The organism is Streptomyces beihaiensis (genome assembly GCF_026274175.1).
Classification (GTDB): domain Bacteria; phylum Actinomycetota; class Actinomycetes; order Streptomycetales; family Streptomycetaceae; genus Streptomyces; species Streptomyces beihaiensis.
On the sequence record NZ_JAPHNL010000312.1, the window covers coordinates 15,465 to 30,998 of the forward strand.

Annotated in this window: 15 protein-coding genes; 8 read left to right on the plus strand and 7 right to left on the minus strand. The window is 73.0% G+C overall.

From position 1 onward, the window contains the following. Nucleotides 1–3: 3 nt before the first annotated feature. Genes OFY01_RS27785 through OFY01_RS27795 form a run of 3 tightly spaced genes read right to left on the minus strand, consistent with a single transcriptional unit; the run spans nt 4 to nt 3,983 of the window. Nucleotides 4–1,377, minus strand: coding sequence for a cryptochrome/photolyase family protein (locus tag OFY01_RS27785; protein ID WP_266604492.1), 1,374 nt, complete (start codon nt 1,375–1,377; stop codon nt 4–6). A gap of 48 nt (nt 1,378–1,425) precedes the next feature. Then, on the minus strand, nt 1,426–2,997 hold the full coding sequence (locus tag OFY01_RS27790) for an SDR family oxidoreductase (RefSeq protein ID WP_266604493.1): 1,572 nt from the start codon (nt 2,995–2,997) through the stop codon (nt 1,426–1,428). Nucleotides 2,998–3,044: 47 nt separating this feature from the next. Beyond that, the gene (locus OFY01_RS27795) at nt 3,045–3,983 is read right to left on the minus strand and encodes a hypothetical protein (protein ID WP_266604494.1); all 939 of its coding nucleotides are present in this window, start codon (nt 3,981–3,983) and stop codon (nt 3,045–3,047) included. Nucleotides 3,984–4,148: 165 nt separating this feature from the next. On the opposite strand from OFY01_RS27795, the gene OFY01_RS27800 reads away from it, so the two are divergent. From OFY01_RS27800 to OFY01_RS27815, 4 genes are all read left to right on the plus strand, one after another. Continuing rightward, on the plus strand, nt 4,149–4,751 hold the full coding sequence (locus OFY01_RS27800; RefSeq protein WP_266604495.1) for a DUF4383 domain-containing protein: 603 nt from the start codon (nt 4,149–4,151) through the stop codon (nt 4,749–4,751). Nucleotides 4,752–5,020: 269 nt separating this feature from the next. Beyond that, nucleotides 5,021–5,443, plus strand: coding sequence for an aspartate 1-decarboxylase (gene panD / locus OFY01_RS27805; protein WP_266604497.1), 423 nt, complete (start codon nt 5,021–5,023; stop codon nt 5,441–5,443). Nucleotides 5,444–5,464: 21 nt separating this feature from the next. Beyond that, the gene (locus OFY01_RS27810; protein WP_266604499.1) at nt 5,465–5,824 is read left to right on the plus strand and encodes a GNAT family N-acetyltransferase; all 360 of its coding nucleotides are present in this window, start codon (nt 5,465–5,467) and stop codon (nt 5,822–5,824) included. A gap of 48 nt (nt 5,825–5,872) precedes the next feature. Continuing rightward, a complete protein-coding gene (locus OFY01_RS27815) occupies nt 5,873–6,580 on the plus strand; it encodes an aspartate/glutamate racemase family protein (protein WP_266604501.1) in 708 nt (235 codons plus the stop codon). A 300-nt stretch (nt 6,581–6,880) separates the two neighbouring features. Here the strand turns inward: OFY01_RS27815 and gndA are convergent, their stop codons facing one another. Continuing rightward, nucleotides 6,881–8,320, minus strand: a complete 1,440-nt coding sequence (gene gndA, locus OFY01_RS27820; RefSeq protein WP_266604503.1) for an NADP-dependent phosphogluconate dehydrogenase — start codon at nt 8,318–8,320, stop codon at nt 6,881–6,883. A gap of 110 nt (nt 8,321–8,430) precedes the next feature. On the opposite strand from gndA, the gene OFY01_RS27825 reads away from it, so the two are divergent. Beyond that, on the plus strand, nt 8,431–9,402 hold the full coding sequence (locus tag OFY01_RS27825) for an acetylxylan esterase (protein ID WP_266604505.1): 972 nt from the start codon (nt 8,431–8,433) through the stop codon (nt 9,400–9,402). A gap of 27 nt (nt 9,403–9,429) precedes the next feature. Here OFY01_RS27825 and OFY01_RS27830 read toward each other — a convergent pair whose 3' ends face one another. Next, the gene (locus OFY01_RS27830; protein ID WP_266604507.1) at nt 9,430–10,383 is read right to left on the minus strand and encodes a DMT family transporter; all 954 of its coding nucleotides are present in this window, start codon (nt 10,381–10,383) and stop codon (nt 9,430–9,432) included. 281 nt (nt 10,384–10,664) lie between these two features. Between OFY01_RS27830 and OFY01_RS27835 the strand changes: the two genes are divergently transcribed. Together OFY01_RS27835 and OFY01_RS27840 are read left to right on the plus strand one after the other, a co-directional pair. After that, complete coding sequence (locus OFY01_RS27835) at nt 10,665–12,068, plus strand: wax ester/triacylglycerol synthase family O-acyltransferase (protein WP_266604509.1); 1,404 nt, start codon at nt 10,665–10,667, stop codon at nt 12,066–12,068. A 137-nt stretch (nt 12,069–12,205) separates the two neighbouring features. Further along, nucleotides 12,206–13,738 (plus strand): SDR family NAD(P)-dependent oxidoreductase, encoded by a 1,533-nt coding sequence (locus tag OFY01_RS27840; RefSeq protein ID WP_266604511.1) that lies wholly within the window; start codon nt 12,206–12,208, stop codon nt 13,736–13,738. On the opposite strand, the gene OFY01_RS27845 is transcribed toward OFY01_RS27840, so the two are convergent. Together OFY01_RS27845 and OFY01_RS27850 are read right to left on the minus strand one after the other, a co-directional pair. Continuing rightward, nucleotides 13,717–14,553, minus strand: coding sequence for an SDR family oxidoreductase (locus OFY01_RS27845; protein ID WP_266604513.1), 837 nt, complete (start codon nt 14,551–14,553; stop codon nt 13,717–13,719). The two genes, OFY01_RS27840 and OFY01_RS27845, sit on opposite strands and share 22 nt — an antisense overlap. 40 nt (nt 14,554–14,593) lie before the next feature. Further along, nucleotides 14,594–15,175, minus strand: a complete 582-nt coding sequence (locus OFY01_RS27850; RefSeq protein ID WP_266604521.1) for an HD domain-containing protein — start codon at nt 15,173–15,175, stop codon at nt 14,594–14,596. 121 nt (nt 15,176–15,296) lie between these two features. Here OFY01_RS27850 and OFY01_RS27855 point away from each other — a divergent pair. Next, on the plus strand, nt 15,297–15,534 hold a 238-nt coding region (locus OFY01_RS27855; protein WP_266604515.1), incomplete at its 3' end, for a hypothetical protein.

The following is a 15,534-nucleotide window of genomic DNA, read 5'->3' on the forward strand; positions in this document are numbered from 1 at the left end:
CCCTCAGTACCGGCCGCGGGCGTGCTTGAAGCGCGCGAGCCCGTCGGCGAGGTCGACGAGCGGGTCCGGGTAGTCGAGTCCCGCGCGTTCCGCTGCCGCCAGGCGCCAGGGTTCGTGCACCTTCCTGCCGGTCAGGCTCCTGAGTTCGGGGACCCAGCGCCGTACGTACGTGCCGTCCGGGTCGAACCGCTTGGCCTGGGCGAGCGGATTGAGGACGCGGTGGGGGCGGGTGTCGGTGCCGGTGCCGGCGACCCACTGCCAGTTGAGCTGGTTGTTGACGACGTCGCCGTCCACGAGGAGATCCAGGAAGTGCCGGGCGCCGATCCGCCAGTCGACGTACAGCGTCTTGGTCAGGAAACTCGCCACCAGCAACCGTGCCCGGTTGTGCATCCAGCCTTGGTGACGCAACTGGCGCATGGCCGCGTCGACGACCGGGTAACCCGTCCGTCCGTCCCGCCAGGCGGCGATGTCCTCGGCGGCGTCCGCCTCGTCACGCCAGCGGTCGTGCCGGGTGCGGTAGTCCGTCACCGACGCCTCGGGCCGGGCCGCCAGCACCTGGTGGTGGAAGTCCCGCCAGCACACCTGGCGGACGAACGCCTCCGCGCCGGGCCCGCCGTGCGCGCGGGCCCGGTGGACGAGTTCCAGCGGGGAGAGTGCACCGAAGTGGAGATACGGCGACAGCCGGGACGTGGCGTCGTCCGCGAGGTCGTCGTGCCGTTCCTCGTAGCGGGACAGTCCGGAGCGCGACCACCGTGCGAACCGGTCGCGCCCGGCCGTTTCACCACCCGCCGGAAGGCCGGGCGAGACACCGGCCACGTCCGCGCGGTCGGGCAGCGGCTCCCCGGGGACCCCGACCGGGACACGCACGGTGCGCGGAGCGGCCAGGGGCTTTCTCGACGAAACCTGCGACCAGCGCCGGAAGTAGGGAGTGAACACCGCGAAGTGGTCGGAGCCCGAGGGCGTCACCGTCCCCGGGGCGACGGCGGTGATCACCGTCTCGTGCACGCGCAGTGCGACGTCGTCCTCGCCCAGTTCCTCGCGCAGCCGTTCCTCGCGGCGCTGGGCGTACGCGGTGACGCCCGCGGCCACGTGCACCTCGGTGGCCCCGCACCGGGCGGCGACCGCGCGGACCTCCCTGACAACCGGTCCGTTGCGGACCACGAGCCGGCCACCGCGGTGGCGCAGCGAGGAGTCGAGATCGCTGAGACAGTCGGCGAGGAAGGCCCTGCGGTTGGGGGCGTCGAACCCCGCCGCGTGGATGCCGGTGTCGAGTACGAACAGCGGCACCACCTCGTCCGCCGCCTCGAGCGCGGCGTGCAGAGGCGGGTGGTCGTGCAGACGCAGGTCCGAGGTGAACAGGACGACCGCGACGGTCATGGCGACACTCCTGGCGCAGTGGTGCTTGAGTGGTGCTTGGACGAAGGCTCAGTGCTCCACACTTCGCGGGCTGCGTCGACGCCGGATGCGCCGCGATCGGTCATCACTCCTGCGGGTGGTCAGGCCCTTGGCGGCGGCCTGACCGATGTTGCGCGCCATGCCGCCGAAGACAACGGCATGGAACGGGGACACGGACCACCAGTAGGCGTGGCCGAGCAGCCCACGCGGATGGAACAGGGCACGCTGCCGATAGCGGGTACGGCCTTCGGCGTCCGTCTCGACGTACATCTCCAGCCACGCCAGTCCCGGCAGCCGCATCTCCGCACGCAGCCGCAGCAGCCGTCCCGGTTCGATCTCCTCGACCCGCCAGAAGTCCAGCGAGTCGCCGACCCGCAGGTGCTGGGCGTCACGCCGGCCGCGGCGCAGCCCGACACCACCGGCGAACCGGTCCAGCCGGCCGCGGACGGCCCAGGCCAGCGGGAAGGAGTACCAGCCGTTGTCCCCGCCGATGCCCTCCACCACCTTCCACAAGGCATCCGGGGACGCGTCGACCCGCAGTTCCCGCTCGTCCTGGTACAGACTGCCGCCGGCCCAGTCGGGGTCCGTCGGCAGGGGATCACTGGGGGCTCCGGGGACCGAGGCGGACGACCAGCGCGTGGCCACCTGGGCCTCCCGGACCCGGCGCAGGGCCAGCGCCAGGGCTTCGTCGAACGGCAGGGGCCGGCCGGGAGCGTCGGGCACGTACCGGGCGATGTCGTGCTCCTGGCACACCACCTCATGACGCAGGGACTCCGTCAGGGGCCGGGCGAGGGCGGCCGGGACCGGCGTGACGAGGCCGACCCAGTGGCTGGACAGCCCGGGAGTGAGCACCGGAACGGGCACGATGATCCGCCGCCGGAGCCCGCTCACGGTGGCGTAGCGGCGCATCATCTCGCGGTAGGTGAGCACGTCCGGACCTCCGACGTCGAAGGCGCGGTCCACGTCGGCCGGCATGGTGGCCGATCCGACCAGGTAGTGCAACACGTCGCGGATCGCGATGGGCTGGGTGCGGGTGTGCACCCAACTGGGCGTCACCATGACGGGAAGCCGCTCGGTCAGGTAGCGCAGCATCTCGAAGGACGCCGACCCCGATCCGATGACCACCGCGGCCCGCAGCACGGTGGCGGGCACGGGTGCGTCGAGGAAGATGCGGCCGACCTCGGCGCGGGACCGCAGATGAGGGGAGAGCGTGCGTTCGGGAACGCCCCGCGGAGTCAGACCACCCAGGTAGACGATCCTCCGCACGCCCGCCTCGTACGCCTGCCGGGCGAAGACGTGCGCCGCGCGACGGTCGGTGTCCTCGAAACCGGAGCCCGACCCGAGGGCGTGCACCAGGTAGTAGGCGACGTCGACACCGCGCATGGCCTCGGCGACGGAACGCGGGTCGGTGACGTCTCCCCGCACGCTCTCGACTCCGGAGGCCCACGGCTGGTCCCGGAGTTTGGCCGGGGTGCGGGCCAGGCACCGCACCCGATGACCGGCCTCCAGCAACTCCGGCACGAGGCGTCCGCCGACGTACCCGGAGGCCCCGGTCACCAGACAGAGCAGTCGTTCCTGGTCCTGTCGTCCGTTCGCAGCCACGGCTCTTCCCTTCCGGTCCGTCCACCGCACCTCGCCGGGGCTTCCGATCACCGGCTCCACAGCGTCACCGCGCCCGTCGCGGCGGGGCGGCCTGCGGCCGTGACCAGGAACCGGGACCCGCCCGGTTCCGCCGAGGTCTCGATCAGGGCACCGCGCGACGGCACCGGTGCGCACACGTCCGCCCGCAGTCCGATCACCGCGGCGGCCGTCATCCCACTCTCCAGCAGAACCGCCTGCCGCCCCGCCTCCAGGACCGCCAACAGGGGCATGCGCGCCGGCCGGCCGGCCAGGAGCACCGGGTGTCCGGGGTCGCGCGGGGCGGTCACCAGTCGTCCTCGATGCGCCCGCGCCAGCATCACGTCACCGTCGGCCGTGGCACCGACCGCGGCTGCCGGGGGATGCAGCAGACCCGGAAGCGGTGCGTCCTGCGCGGGTGCCGCCGAGCCCGCCGGGCGGGTGAACCGCATGGTGCACGACCCGAAGGCTTCGCCTGTGTGCAGGAACTCGGCCGTGACGCGGTGGGCGACGGGCCGACCGGCCTCGGTCTCCAGATCGCTCACGCTCATCCGCACGTCCACGTCGGTGGCACCGCCCCGCTCCACGGGCCACGATCGCAGCCGCAGTCCCAGGCTGACCGAGACGGGTTCGAGCCGAGCACGAGCCGCTCCCGGAGGATGGTCGTACTCCAGTGCGAGCCCTAGCTGCCGGGTGGACTCCGCCATGATCAGCGGATGGTGCGCCACCGCGCCCAGCGCGCGTTCGTTCAGCGGATACAGGCGGGGCCACTGGCACCGGGCCGCGAAGCAGCGCCTGCCGAGGCGGGCGAAGGACTCCACCAGCAGCGACGCCATCGTGTCCAGACCCAGGCCGCGCCAGATGAGCGGCACCTGCCGCATCACCGGCTCCCGCCCCGGACGGTCACCGACGCCGTCGTCGCGCCTCCGGTCGCGCGCGTGGAACACCTGGTCCGTCGCCACCTCGTGCATGAGCGTCTCCTGCCGACAGGCCGGGCGGTGCGTCCGCTGCGCGCACCAGGTCGTCACTGCCCACTTCGCACGCAGGGCCCGCGGCGGATGCATCCCTCGGTACCGGCCCGGGGCCCTGTCGCCGGACATGCATCCGAAGCGAGCGCACAGGCGGTAATGACGGACATGAGACTCAAAGACGAAATGCCCGTCGATCACCATCTGGCCACCGTCTACCGCTACGGCGCGGGCTTCTGCGGGCTGGTCCTGCTGGTCTTCGCATGTCTCGGCTTCGCGGACGCGCTGAGCCCGTTCGACACCGCGGGCGACACGATCGCCGGCATGACCACCAACGTCGCGCTCAGCGTGATCTCCGCCGCTGTCGGTCTGACGCTGCTCGCCGGCGCGGCGGTCGGGGGCAACTTCGCCTCGGTCCTCAACATGACGGTCGGTGCGCTCTTCGTCCTGAGCGGGTTCTTCCACGTCTTCGTACTCGACCGTCGCGCCAACGTCCTCGGCTTCGGGATGACCAACGTGATCTTCAGCTTCGTCATGGGACTGGTCATCGCCACGTTCGGCATGTACGGCCGGGTGTCCAGCAAGCTGTCGCACGACAACCCCTACTGGCAGCGTCGTCATCCCGAGCAGGCGGCTCGGGAACGAGAGGCGGCCGCCGCGCTGCCGGACGCGGAACGGGGCGGGCACGCTCTGCCCGCAGGCCAGGACCGCGAGGGGACGAGAGCACCACGATCACCCGCCAGGCGCCCTCCCGGGACCGGGATGCGCTGACGGCCGGTCCGCGTACCGGGCCGAGGCACCCGGGGGCGGCGCCCCTGTGGGTTCGGCCGAGCTGAAGGGTTGGCTCGGGGTTCGTGGAAGGTGCCGTCGCGAAGCATCACAACAGCCGGATATTCCGCGGAAGCGCAGGTGGAGAACCTTCTTGCCCAAGAGGGATCGATGTTCCTCAGCATCTTCGAGCGGGAGGAGCGTCGGTGTACAGTGAACAGCGCCCTTGACCTGCAAAAAGCCGGCAGGGAGCCGTCTTCCGGGAGTTCAACATGCTGCGCACCATGTTCAAGTCCAAGATCCACCGTGCCACCGTCACCCAGGCCGACCTGCACTATGTCGGTTCCGTGACCATCGACGCCGACCTGTTGGACGCCGCAGACCTGTTGCCCGGCGAGCTCGTCCACATCGTCGACATCGACAACGGGTCCCGCCTGGAGACGTACGTCATCGAGGGCGAGCGCGGATCCGGCGTCATCGGGATCAACGGCGCGGCCGCCCACCTCGTGCACCCGGGCGACCTCGTGATCATCATCAGCTACGCTCAGGTCGAGGACGCCGAGGCGCGCTCGCTGCGGCCCAAGGTCGTGCACGTGGACCGGGACAACCGTATCGTGGCGCTCGGCGCCGATCCGTCGGAGCCGAGTCCGGGCGGTGACGCCCGGCGCAGCCCCCAGGCGGTGCCCGCCGGCTGACCGAGGAGCCGAGGAGAGCCCGTGAGCGACATCGAGATCCACGACGACCGGGACAAGGGCCTGCTCGTCGCCCGTGACCGCGCCCCCGGGGGCGACGGCGAGAGCGTCGGCCGGATTCAGTACTTCGTGCTCGACGCGCCACAGCGCGCCCTCGTCCCGGTGCACACCGTCGTGGAGCCGCAGCACGAGGGCAAGGGCATCGCGGGGGCGCTGGCCCGGGAGCTCTACGCCATGGCCGCCCGGGAGGGCGTCGCGGTCGCGCCACTGTGCCCGTTCGTCGTCGAGTGGGCGGCGCGCCATCCGGGGGAGGCGCCCAGCGTTCCCGACGAGCTGCTGGTGGACGCCCGGGAGGCGCTCGCCGCCGATCCCGGGAAGTGGTGACCGGGCCCGGTCCGCAGGGGGCGCTGTCCGGTCCGTAGGGTGCCGCTCGTGATCCTCACGCTGCTGCACACCTCGGCCGTTCACATCCCGGTGTTCGACGCCCTGCGCGACGCCTGCCACCCGGAGCTCACGCTGCGACACGTCGTGCGCGAGGACCTGCTGGAGCGGGCCGGACGGACGGGGCCCGAGTCGGTCGCCGACGACGTGCGGGAGCTGCTCGAGGCGGCGGCCGGAGGCGGCGCCGACGCCGTCCTGTGCACCTGTTCCAGCATCGGTGCCGTCGCCGAACGTCAGGCCGCCGCCGTCGGGGTCGCGACGCTGCGTGTGGACCGTCCGATGGCCGCGCGCGCCGTCGCCGAAGGCTCCCGTGTCGTGGTCGTCGCCAGTGCGCGCAGCACCCTCGCGCCGACCGTGGCGCTCGTCGAGGAGGAGGCCGCGCGGGCCGGACGCCAGGTCGTCGTGCGGACCGTCCTCGTCGCCGACGCCTGGGAGCGGTTCACCGCGGGTGACCGTGACGGCTATCTGGACCTCGTCGCGGCCGCCGTCGACGCGGTCACCGATGCCGACGCCGATACCGATGTCATCGTCCTGGCCCAGGCATCCATGGCCGATGCCGCGGACCGTACCCGGAACACCGCCGTGCCGGTGCTCTCCAGCCCTCGCCCGGGGCTCGCCGCGGCGGCAGCGGGCCGGCGTGGCGGACCCCCGCGGCCCGGACCCGATCCTGCCGACGGAGCCGGGGACCACCGTGCGTGAACTCGCCGGGCGCGGGAACGCGAGCGGGGAGACAGTGGAAAGGAAACTCCGACCCGCTGGAGACACCACCATGACCCACCCGTTCCCCGACCCCGTCCCGCCGACCCCCACCCCGGGGCCCGGTCCGGGACCCGACGTCCCGGACCCGGGCCCGCTGCCAGGACCGAAGCCGGCGCCGCCGCCCCGGCCGATGCCGGAGCCCGAACCGCCGTCGCCCGTGCCGGGCCCTGAGCCGGAACCACAGCCGCCCGAGCCCGAGCCGTCACCCAGGTGAGGCCCTGAGCCCGTCAGCCGAACGGGCTATGCCTCCACCTCGGAGCGGTCCCCGCCCCAGAGGGTGTGGAACGAGCCCTCGCGGTCGACGCGCCGGTAGGTGTGCGCGCCGAAGAAGTCCCGCTGGCCCTGCGTGAGCGCGGCCGGCAGGCGCTCGGCGCGCAGCGCGTCGTAGTAGGCGAGCGCGGCGGCGAAGCCCGGTGTGGGCACGCCCTGCGTGGTCGCCGCGGCCACGACGGCACGCCAGTCGTCCTGCGCCGCGGCGATCTCGTCCGCGAACCCCTTGTCCGCGAGCAGCGAGACCAGGCCGGGCTCGGCCTCGTACGCCGCCGTGATGCGGTCGAGGAACGCCGCGCGGATGATGCAGCCGCCGCGCCAGATCCGCGCCACCGCGCCCGGGTCGACGTTCCAGCCGTACGCGTCGCTGCCCGCGGCGATCTCGTGGAATCCCTGCGTGTACGACACGATCTTCGAGGCGTACAGCGCCTGTTCGACCCGGTCGGCGAAGGCCGCGGCCTCCTGCTCGCCCAGCGGCGTCGCCGCCGGACCCGCCAAGTGCCGTGAGGCCGCGCGCAGTTCGGCGTGGCCGGACAGGGAGCGGGCGAAGACGGCCTCCGCGATACCGGAGACCGGCACACCCAGGTCGAGCGCGATCTGCACGGTCCAGCGGCCGGTGCCCTTCTGCTCGGCCCGGTCCTGGACGACGTCCACGAACGGCTCGCCGGTGGCCGCGTCGACGTGCGAGAGCACCTCGGCGGTGATCTCGATGAGGTACGAGTCGAGCCGCCCGGTGTTCCACTGGCGGAAGATGTCGGCGATCCGCGCGGGGGAGTAGCCGGCCACGTCGCGCAGCAACTGGTATGCCTCGCCGATGAGTTGCATGTCGGCGTACTCGATGCCGTTGTGAACCATCTTCACGAAGTGACCGGCGCCGTCCGGGCCGACGTGGGTCACGCACGGCGCGCCGTCCTTGGCCTTGGCGGAGATCTTCTCCAGCATCGGGCCGAGCGCGGCGTACGACTCGACGCTGCCGCCGGGCATGATGCTCGGGCCGTGCAGCGCGCCTTCCTCGCCGCCGGAGACGCCGGTGCCGACGAAGTGGATGCCCTGTTCACGCAGTTCCTTCTCGCGGCGCCGGGTGTCCGCGAAGTGCGCGTTGCCACCGTCGACGATCATGTCGCCGGCCTCCAGGAGCGGCGCGAACTCCTTGATCACCGCGTCCGTCGGCTCGCCCGCCTTCACCATGACGACCAGACGGCGGGGCCGTTCGAGCGCGGCCACGAACTCCTCGGCCGTCTCGGTCGGGACGAAGACGCCCTCCTCGCCGAACTCCTCCATCAGCGCGTGCGTGCGGGACGCCGTCCGGTTGTGGAGGGCGACCGAGTAGCCGTTGCGGGCGAAGTTGCGGGCGAGGTTGCGCCCCATGACCGCGAGTCCCGTGACACCGATCTGGGCTGTAGTGCTCATGCCTGTCGCTCCTGATTTGTGATTTTGGAGGATCTTGTTCAGTTGGGAGTGGTGTCGGCGTACATTTGCGTGCGTCGCCTGATCGATCGTCCACCAACCGGGAGCCGCGCGTGCCTCATTTCGATCTTCCTCTCGACGAACTGCGTTCCTTCAAGCCGGATCTGACAGCCCCCGACGACTTCGACGTCTTCTGGGCGAAGACGCTCGCCGAGGCGCGTGAGCACGACCTCGACGCGCGCTTCGAGCCCGTCGACACCCCGCTCACCGCGGTGGACGTGTTCGACGTTACGTACGCGGGCTTCGGCGGGCATCCCGTGAAGGGCTGGCTGATCCTGCCGGCGGGCGCCGACGAGCCGCTGCCCGCGGTCGTCGAGTACATCGGCTACGGCGGCGGCCGGGGCCTCGCGCACACCCACCTGAAGTGGGCGGCCGCCGGGTTCGCCCACTTCGTGATGGACACCCGGGGGCAGGGCAGCGGCCACACGGTGGGCGACACCCCCGACCCGGTCGGCAGCGGACCGTCCCACCCCGGCTTCATGACCCGCGGCATCGACGACCCGCACGACTTCTACTACCGGCGCGTCTACACCGACGCGGTACGTGCCGTCGAGGCGGCCCGGTCGCACCCCCTGGTCGACGCCGCCCGGGTCGGTGTCGCCGGCGGCAGCCAGGGCGGCGGCATCACCATCGCGGTGGCCGGCCTGGTGCCCGATCTGCGGGCGGCCGCGCCGGACGTGCCGTTCCTGTGCCACTTCACCCGCGCCGTCACGCTCACGGACCGTCACCCGTACCGCGAGATCGCCCTGTACCTCAAGGCGCGGATCGGCCGGGACGAGCAGACCTTCCGCGTCCTGTCCTACTTCGACGCAATGAACTTCGCCGCCCGCGCGCAGGCGCCCGCGCTGTTCTCCGTCGCCCTCGAGGACCTGACGTGCCCGCCGTCGACCGTGTACGCGGCGTTCAACCACTGGGCGGGCGACGAGCGGTCGATGGAGGTGTACACCTTCAACGACCACGAGGGCGGCGGCCCGGTCCAGGAGGCGAGGCAACTGCGCTGGATGCCGCGGCACCTGACCGGCTGACCGTTCAGGCCCGTGGGCAGGTGGTCTTCAGGACCTGACGTCGTGCATCGTCCGCTCGTCGCGCGGCGGCTCGCGCCGGCTCGGCATGCTGTCGAGCCCGGCCGGGCTGTCCGGCACCACCAGCGGCCGCTCCGCGGCCACGGCCGGTGAGTGACCGGTCTGGCCCATCCGTTCCGTCGTGAGCAGGATCAGGCCGCCCGCCGCCACGACACCACAGCCGAGCGCGAGCATCGAGCCCGTCGTGCCGTACCGGAACGTCTCGCCGAACATCGTGATGCCCACCGCCGCCGCGGCCACCGGGTTCACCACGGTCGCCGTCGCCAGCGGCGCCGCGAGTCCCGCGCCCCGGTAGGAGGCCTGCGACAGGAACATGCCCGTGGCCGCGAGACCCGCTATGGCCGGCAGCGTCGCGAACTGCTCCAGCGGCGCGTCCGACCACTGCACCGTCACCGACTTGGTGAACACCGACGCCATACCGAACGCACCGCCCGCCGCGACGGCCAACAGCACCGCGCGGACCGCGGGATGCCGGTGCGCCGCCCGCGCCGAGACCATCAGAACCAGCACGGCCCCGGCCGTGACCAGACCCAGGACGAGCCGCTGCCCCCCGTCCAGGGACTGCTCCGAGGCCGAGCCGGTCAGTGCCAGCAGGCCGGCGAGCCCCGCCGTGGCCATCACCGCGCCGCGCCACGCGGCGGCCCCCGCCCTGCGCCGCCCGAACAACACGGCCATCGGCAGCGCGAGGACGATCGTCAGGGCGCCCAGCGGCTGCACCAGACTGAGCGGCCCGTAGGCCAGCGCGGCCACGTGCAGCAGGGCGCCCAGACCGTTCAGACACGCCGCTCCCCACCAGGCGGGCCTGCGCAGCGGCGCGTACACGGCCTGGGAGGTCTCGGCCACACGCTCCTGCACGATCGCTCCGCCCGCGTACGCGACGGCGGAGACGAGGCTGAGCAGTGCGGCCGGCACCAGGGCGCTCATCGCGCACCCCCGGCGATCCCGTACTGCGAACGGTCGGTCTTCATACCTCCACGATCGCTCTTCCGCCTCCGTATGTCGTCCGACCTGAGCACGCAATGCGTAGTACTGCCGATGGAGTACGTCGTCGTGGGGATCATCCCCACGGCGGGTTACCGGCAGGCGGCGGGGTGTCACGTTCTGGACTTCACACGTTGTTAACTCAGCGTGCGCGGATCGTACTTGACCGTAATCGACAGGCAGGGGTTGACTTCGACTTCCTGCCGTCGACGCGAGAGCACTTCATGAGCGCGAAGAGTCCGGACCTGCTCGCACCACTGGATCTTGCCTTCTGGGCACTCGAGACCGCGGACCACCCCATGCATCTGGGCGCGCTCGGCGTGTTCGACGCCGACGGGCCGTCCGCCGCCGAACACGCCCGCGAACTGCTCGCCGCCCGCGCGGCCGGAGTGGCCGGCCTGCGCATGCGGATCGCCGGCGTGCTCGTCCCGGTCGGCGGCGCCGCCCGGGTACCCGCCGCCGACTTCGACCCGCTCGACCACGTGGGGCTCAGTGCGCCCGTCGCCGACTTCCACGCGGCGGCGGGGGAGTTGATGCGGCGGCCGCTCGACCGGGGCAGGCCGCCGTGGGAGGCGCACGTGCTGCCCGCGGCCGACGGCGCGTCCTTCGCCGTCCTGTTCAAGTTCCACCACGCCCTGGCCGACGGTCTGCGCGCCCTGACCCTCGCCGCCGCCGTCATGGACCCGGTGGCGCCGCCCGAGGAACGGCGGCGAGCGACGCGGCGGACACCGGCCGACGGGACGGAGGCGGCGGATGCGGAGCGCGCGTCCGGGCCCCGGCTGCCGTTGCCGGGCATGCGCGCCGTCACGCTCGACGATCTCGACCCCCGCCGCTACCCCGGCCATCTGCGCTCCGTGCTCGGCGGCGCCGCGCAGGCCCTCGCCATCGGCGCCTCGGTCGCCCGCGCCGGGGTCGGCGTGCGCAGCTCGCCCGCGCTGACCTCGACCGCGACCGGCACCCGCCGCACCGCGGGTGTCGCCCTGGACCTCGACGACGTGCACCGCATCCGCAAGGTGGCCGGCGGCACGGTCAACGACGTGCTGATCGCGGTCGTCGCCGGTGCGGTGCGGCGCTGGCTCGACGACCGCGGCGACGGCAGCGCGGGGGTCGAACCGCGTGCCCTGATACCGGTCTCCCGGCGCCGCCCGCGCACCGCCCACCCGCAGGGCAACCGGCTCTCCGGCTATCTGGTGCGGCTGCCCGTCGCCGAGCCGGACCCGCTCGCACGCCTTCGCGCCGTCCGCGCCGCCATGGACCGGCGCAAGGAGCACGGGCCCAGCCGCGGGGCGGGCGCCGTGGCGCTGCTCGCCGACCATGTGCCGCCGCTCGGACACCGGCTCGGCGGCCCACTCGTCGGGCAGAGCGCCCGTCTCCTGTTCGACCTTCTGGTCACCAGCGTGCCGCTGCCGAGCCTCGGCCTGAAGCTCGGCGGCAGCCCGCTCACCGGCGTCTTCCCGCTCGCTCCGCTCGCGCGCGGCCAGTCCCTCGCCGTCGCCGTCTCCACGTACCGGGGCCGCGTCCACTACGGCCTGGTGGCCGACGCCGTCGCGGTGCCCGACCTCGACGTGCTGGCGGGCGCCTTCGCGGCCGAGGTGGCGGAGCTGGCGGAGGCGTGCCGGGCCCGGTGACCGGACGGGCACCGCGCGTGAGGCCCCCCGCCCGCGTGAGGTCGGTCATTTTGTCGGCCCCGGCCGCCCCAGTATCCTCCTGAGCCGGCGGGATCGACCCGGCGGGCACGAGCAACACAGAGGGAACAACAGCGGCGATGACCGTGACACAGGACAACCGGGTCCCGCAGGGCGCCGACGCGACCGACACGACCGACGCGGCCGAGGCCGAAGAGGCCGCGTACGGTCCCGGGATCGACCCCGAACGGCTCGCCGTCTGCCTCGGCGTCCTGGCGGAGCTCGACCGGCTGGACGTCGACCATCCCGACGCGATCACCGTGCGCCGTGCCACCGCCGGTATCTACCGCACCGTGAAGCAGCGCCGCCGCCAGGAGCGCCGTGCCGCGAAGACCGCCCACGACAGGGCGGTCACCGAGGCCACGGCCACCGGGTCCGCCGAGCGCATCGACGACGAGACCGAGGGCCTGCTGCCGTCCTCGCGCACCGGCGAGGGCCAGGTCGCAGGGATACTCCAGCGCCCCCGCTCCTGCTATGTCTGCAAGACCCGCTACGTCGAGGTCGACTACTTCTACCACCAGCTCTGCCCGGACTGCGCCGGCACCAACCGGACCAAGCGCGATGCCCGCGCCGACCTGTCCGGCAAGCGCGCCCTGCTCACCGGCGGCCGCGCCAAGATCGGCATGTACATCGCGCTGCGGCTGCTGCGCGACGGCGCCCACACCACCATCACCACCCGGTTCCCCAAGGACGCCATCCGCCGCTTCAAGGCCATGGACGACTCCGCTGACTGGCTGCACCGCCTCGAAGTCGTCGGCATCGACCTGCGCGACCCCGCGCAGACCGTGGCGCTCGCCGAGCGGATCGCGCAGGACGGCCCGCTCGACATCCTGATCAACAACGCCACGCAGACCGTGCGCCGCCTGCCCTCCGCGTACGCCGCCCTCGTCGACGGCGAGAGCGCCCCGCTGCCCGCCGGTGAGCTGCCCGCCCACCACGTCATCGGCGCCTTCAACTCCGGCGCGGTCGACGGGCTCGCCGCGCTGCCCGCGGGTGGCAGCGGCCTCGACGCCCAGCAGGTCGCCGACCTGGCCCTGGTCGCGGGCAACGCCAGCGTGGAGCGGCACCTGGCCGGAACCGCCATCGACGCGGGCGGGCTCGTCCCCGACGTCGTCGACTCCAACACCTGGGTGCAGACCATCGACCAGATCTCGCCGGTCGAACTGCTCGAGACCCAACTGTGCAACTACACCTCGCCGTTCATCCTGATCAGCGCCCTGCGACCGGCGATGGCCGACGCAGCGAAGAAGGCCCGCAGCGGCCGCGCCTACGTCGTGAACGTCTCCGCCATGGAAGGTGTCTTCGGCCGCGGCTACAAGGGGGCGGGCCACCCCAACACCAACGCCGCCAAGGCCGCGATCAACATGGTGACCCGGACCAGCGCCCAGGAGATGTTCAAGACCGACGGCATCCTCATGACCTCGGTCGACACCGGCTGGATCACCGACGAACGCCCCCACTACGACAAGCTGCGCCTGGCCGAGGAGGGCTTCCACGCCCCGCTCGACCTGGTGGACGGCGCCGCCCGCGTCTACGACCCGATCGTGCGCGGCGAGGACGGCGAGGACCTCTACGGCGTCTTCCTGAAGGACTACGCGCCCGGGAACTGGTAGCGAAGCCGCCGCTGGACGGCGTCCGGGTCACCACCGAACGGCGCGGCGGCCCGCACCCGCGTGCCGCCGTCCACCAACAGGTCGGCCCCGGTGATCCAGGACGCCTCGTCCGACGCCAGCCAGCGCACGGCCCGCGCCACGTCCCGCGGCTCGCCGATCCGCCCGGTCGGCAGCCCGGCCGCCACCGCCTGTTCGGCCCGCTCCCACACGAACCGCGCCATCTCGGTGCGCACCAGGCCCGGCGAGACCGCGTTCACCCGCACCGCGGGGCCCAGCTCCCCGGCGAGCTGGGCCGTCAGGTGCAGCAGCGCCGCCTTGCTGGTGCCGTACGCGCCCACGTTCGGGCCGACGTGCCCGGCGCCCTCCGTGCACACGTTGACCACCACGCCGCCGTGCTCGGCCATCCAGGCCCGCCACGCGCACTGCACCAGGCGCAGCGGCGCCTCGACGTTGACGGTGAACGCGGTGCGCCAGGCGTCCGGGTCGGCGTCCATCAGCGGCCCGTACGGCTGGTTCGTCCCGGCGTTGTTCACCACCACGTCCACCCGCCCGTGCGCCGCCATGGCCCGATCCGTGACCTCCCACAGGTGTGCCGGGTCGGCCACCGAGCCCGCGACCCCCACCGCGTCGGCGCCCTGCGCCCGCAGCGCCGCCACCGTCTCGCGCACCCCCTCCGGGTCACGGGCCGTCACGCACAACCGGGCACCGGCTCGGGCCAGTTCCTCGGCGACCGCACGGCCGATGCCGCGTGACGCGCCGGTCACGACGGCGCACCGCCCGTCGAGCACCCGCTGCGAACCCCGGCTCGAAGTCATGCGCGTACGGTCTCACGGCGACATGCGCGCTGACGACACGTCAACCAAGCGGTACACGTGGACGGTTGGTGAAACCCTGCCGGTGGGCACCCGCCGCGACGAGTTCGAGCACCGGCCGCCAGTCGTCGAGGACGCCGGCGTCCAGCCCGGCCACCTTGGCGGCATCGTCCGCCTGGCGCAGCGTCACCGCGTCCTCGCAGAGCGGATCCGCGGCGAACGCCGCCGCTTCGTCCGGCGCCATCGGCCCGCCCCGCGCCCGCAGCGTCCGCGCGCCCCGCGGCGACAGGGCGCGGCCCGGTTCCACGGCGGCCAGGTAGCGTTCCGCCGCGACGTGCAGCAGCACCAGGCGCGCGACCCGTTCCCCGAGCAGCCCGCGCACCGCGTCCGCCGCGCAGCGGGCGTGACCCGCGTCGTCGCCGGGCCGCAGCACATGCCCGATGTCGTGCACGAGCCCCGCGATCTGCAGCTCCTTGTCGCTGGGCCGACCGCGGCGCAGCAGGGCCGCGGTCTGCAGCGCGTGGTCGTGCAGATCGACCGGCTCACCGGTCGCGCCGTGGGTGTCCGATGCCCCCTCGCAGGCGCGCAGTACGGCCATCAGCGCGTCGACGCTGCGCAGTTCGATGCGGTCCATGGACGACTCCTCCCGAAGCTCTCCCGCGGCCTGCACCGCAGCACACCATGGGCAGCTGTCGGACCGGTCAACGCCGCGTGAACGCTCCGACCGGATGAGGCAGAATTACCGCATGCTCCGCTTCGCCCGCCGCGCCCGGTCGCGCTCTGAGGCGCCCGCGCGGCGGCCCGCCGTGCGCGGTTCGGTCGGCGTGTTCGCCCTGGCGATGCTCCTCTGTGTGCTCGGCGGCCCGTGGTGCTCGCGCACCGCACACGCCGAGCAAGCCGTCGCCGCGCCCTCGGCCAGGATCTCGGTCCCGGCCGCTGCCGCCGCCCCGGCCGAGCGCACGGCACCGGCCGCGCCAGGCTGCG

Coding starts and splice junctions, on each gene's coding strand:
- OFY01_RS27785 (WP_266604492.1), bottom strand. CDS start 1,377: ATGACCGTCGCGGTCGTCCTGTTCACCTCGGACCTGCGTCTGCACGAC.
- OFY01_RS27795 (WP_266604494.1), bottom strand. CDS start 3,983: ATGCACGAGGTGGCGACGGACCAGGTGTTCCACGCGCGCGACCGGAGG.
- OFY01_RS27800 (WP_266604495.1), top strand. CDS start 4,149: ATGAGACTCAAAGACGAAATGCCCGTCGATCACCATCTGGCCACCGTC.
- panD (WP_266604497.1), top strand. CDS start 5,021: ATGCTGCGCACCATGTTCAAGTCCAAGATCCACCGTGCCACCGTCACC.
- gndA (WP_266604503.1), bottom strand. CDS start 8,320: ATGAGCACTACAGCCCAGATCGGTGTCACGGGACTCGCGGTCATGGGG.
- OFY01_RS27830 (WP_266604507.1), bottom strand. CDS start 10,383: ATGAGCGCCCTGGTGCCGGCCGCACTGCTCAGCCTCGTCTCCGCCGTC.
- OFY01_RS27835 (WP_266604509.1), top strand. CDS start 10,665: ATGAGCGCGAAGAGTCCGGACCTGCTCGCACCACTGGATCTTGCCTTC.
- OFY01_RS27840 (WP_266604511.1), top strand. CDS start 12,206: ATGACCGTGACACAGGACAACCGGGTCCCGCAGGGCGCCGACGCGACC.
- OFY01_RS27845 (WP_266604513.1), bottom strand. CDS start 14,553: ATGACTTCGAGCCGGGGTTCGCAGCGGGTGCTCGACGGGCGGTGCGCC.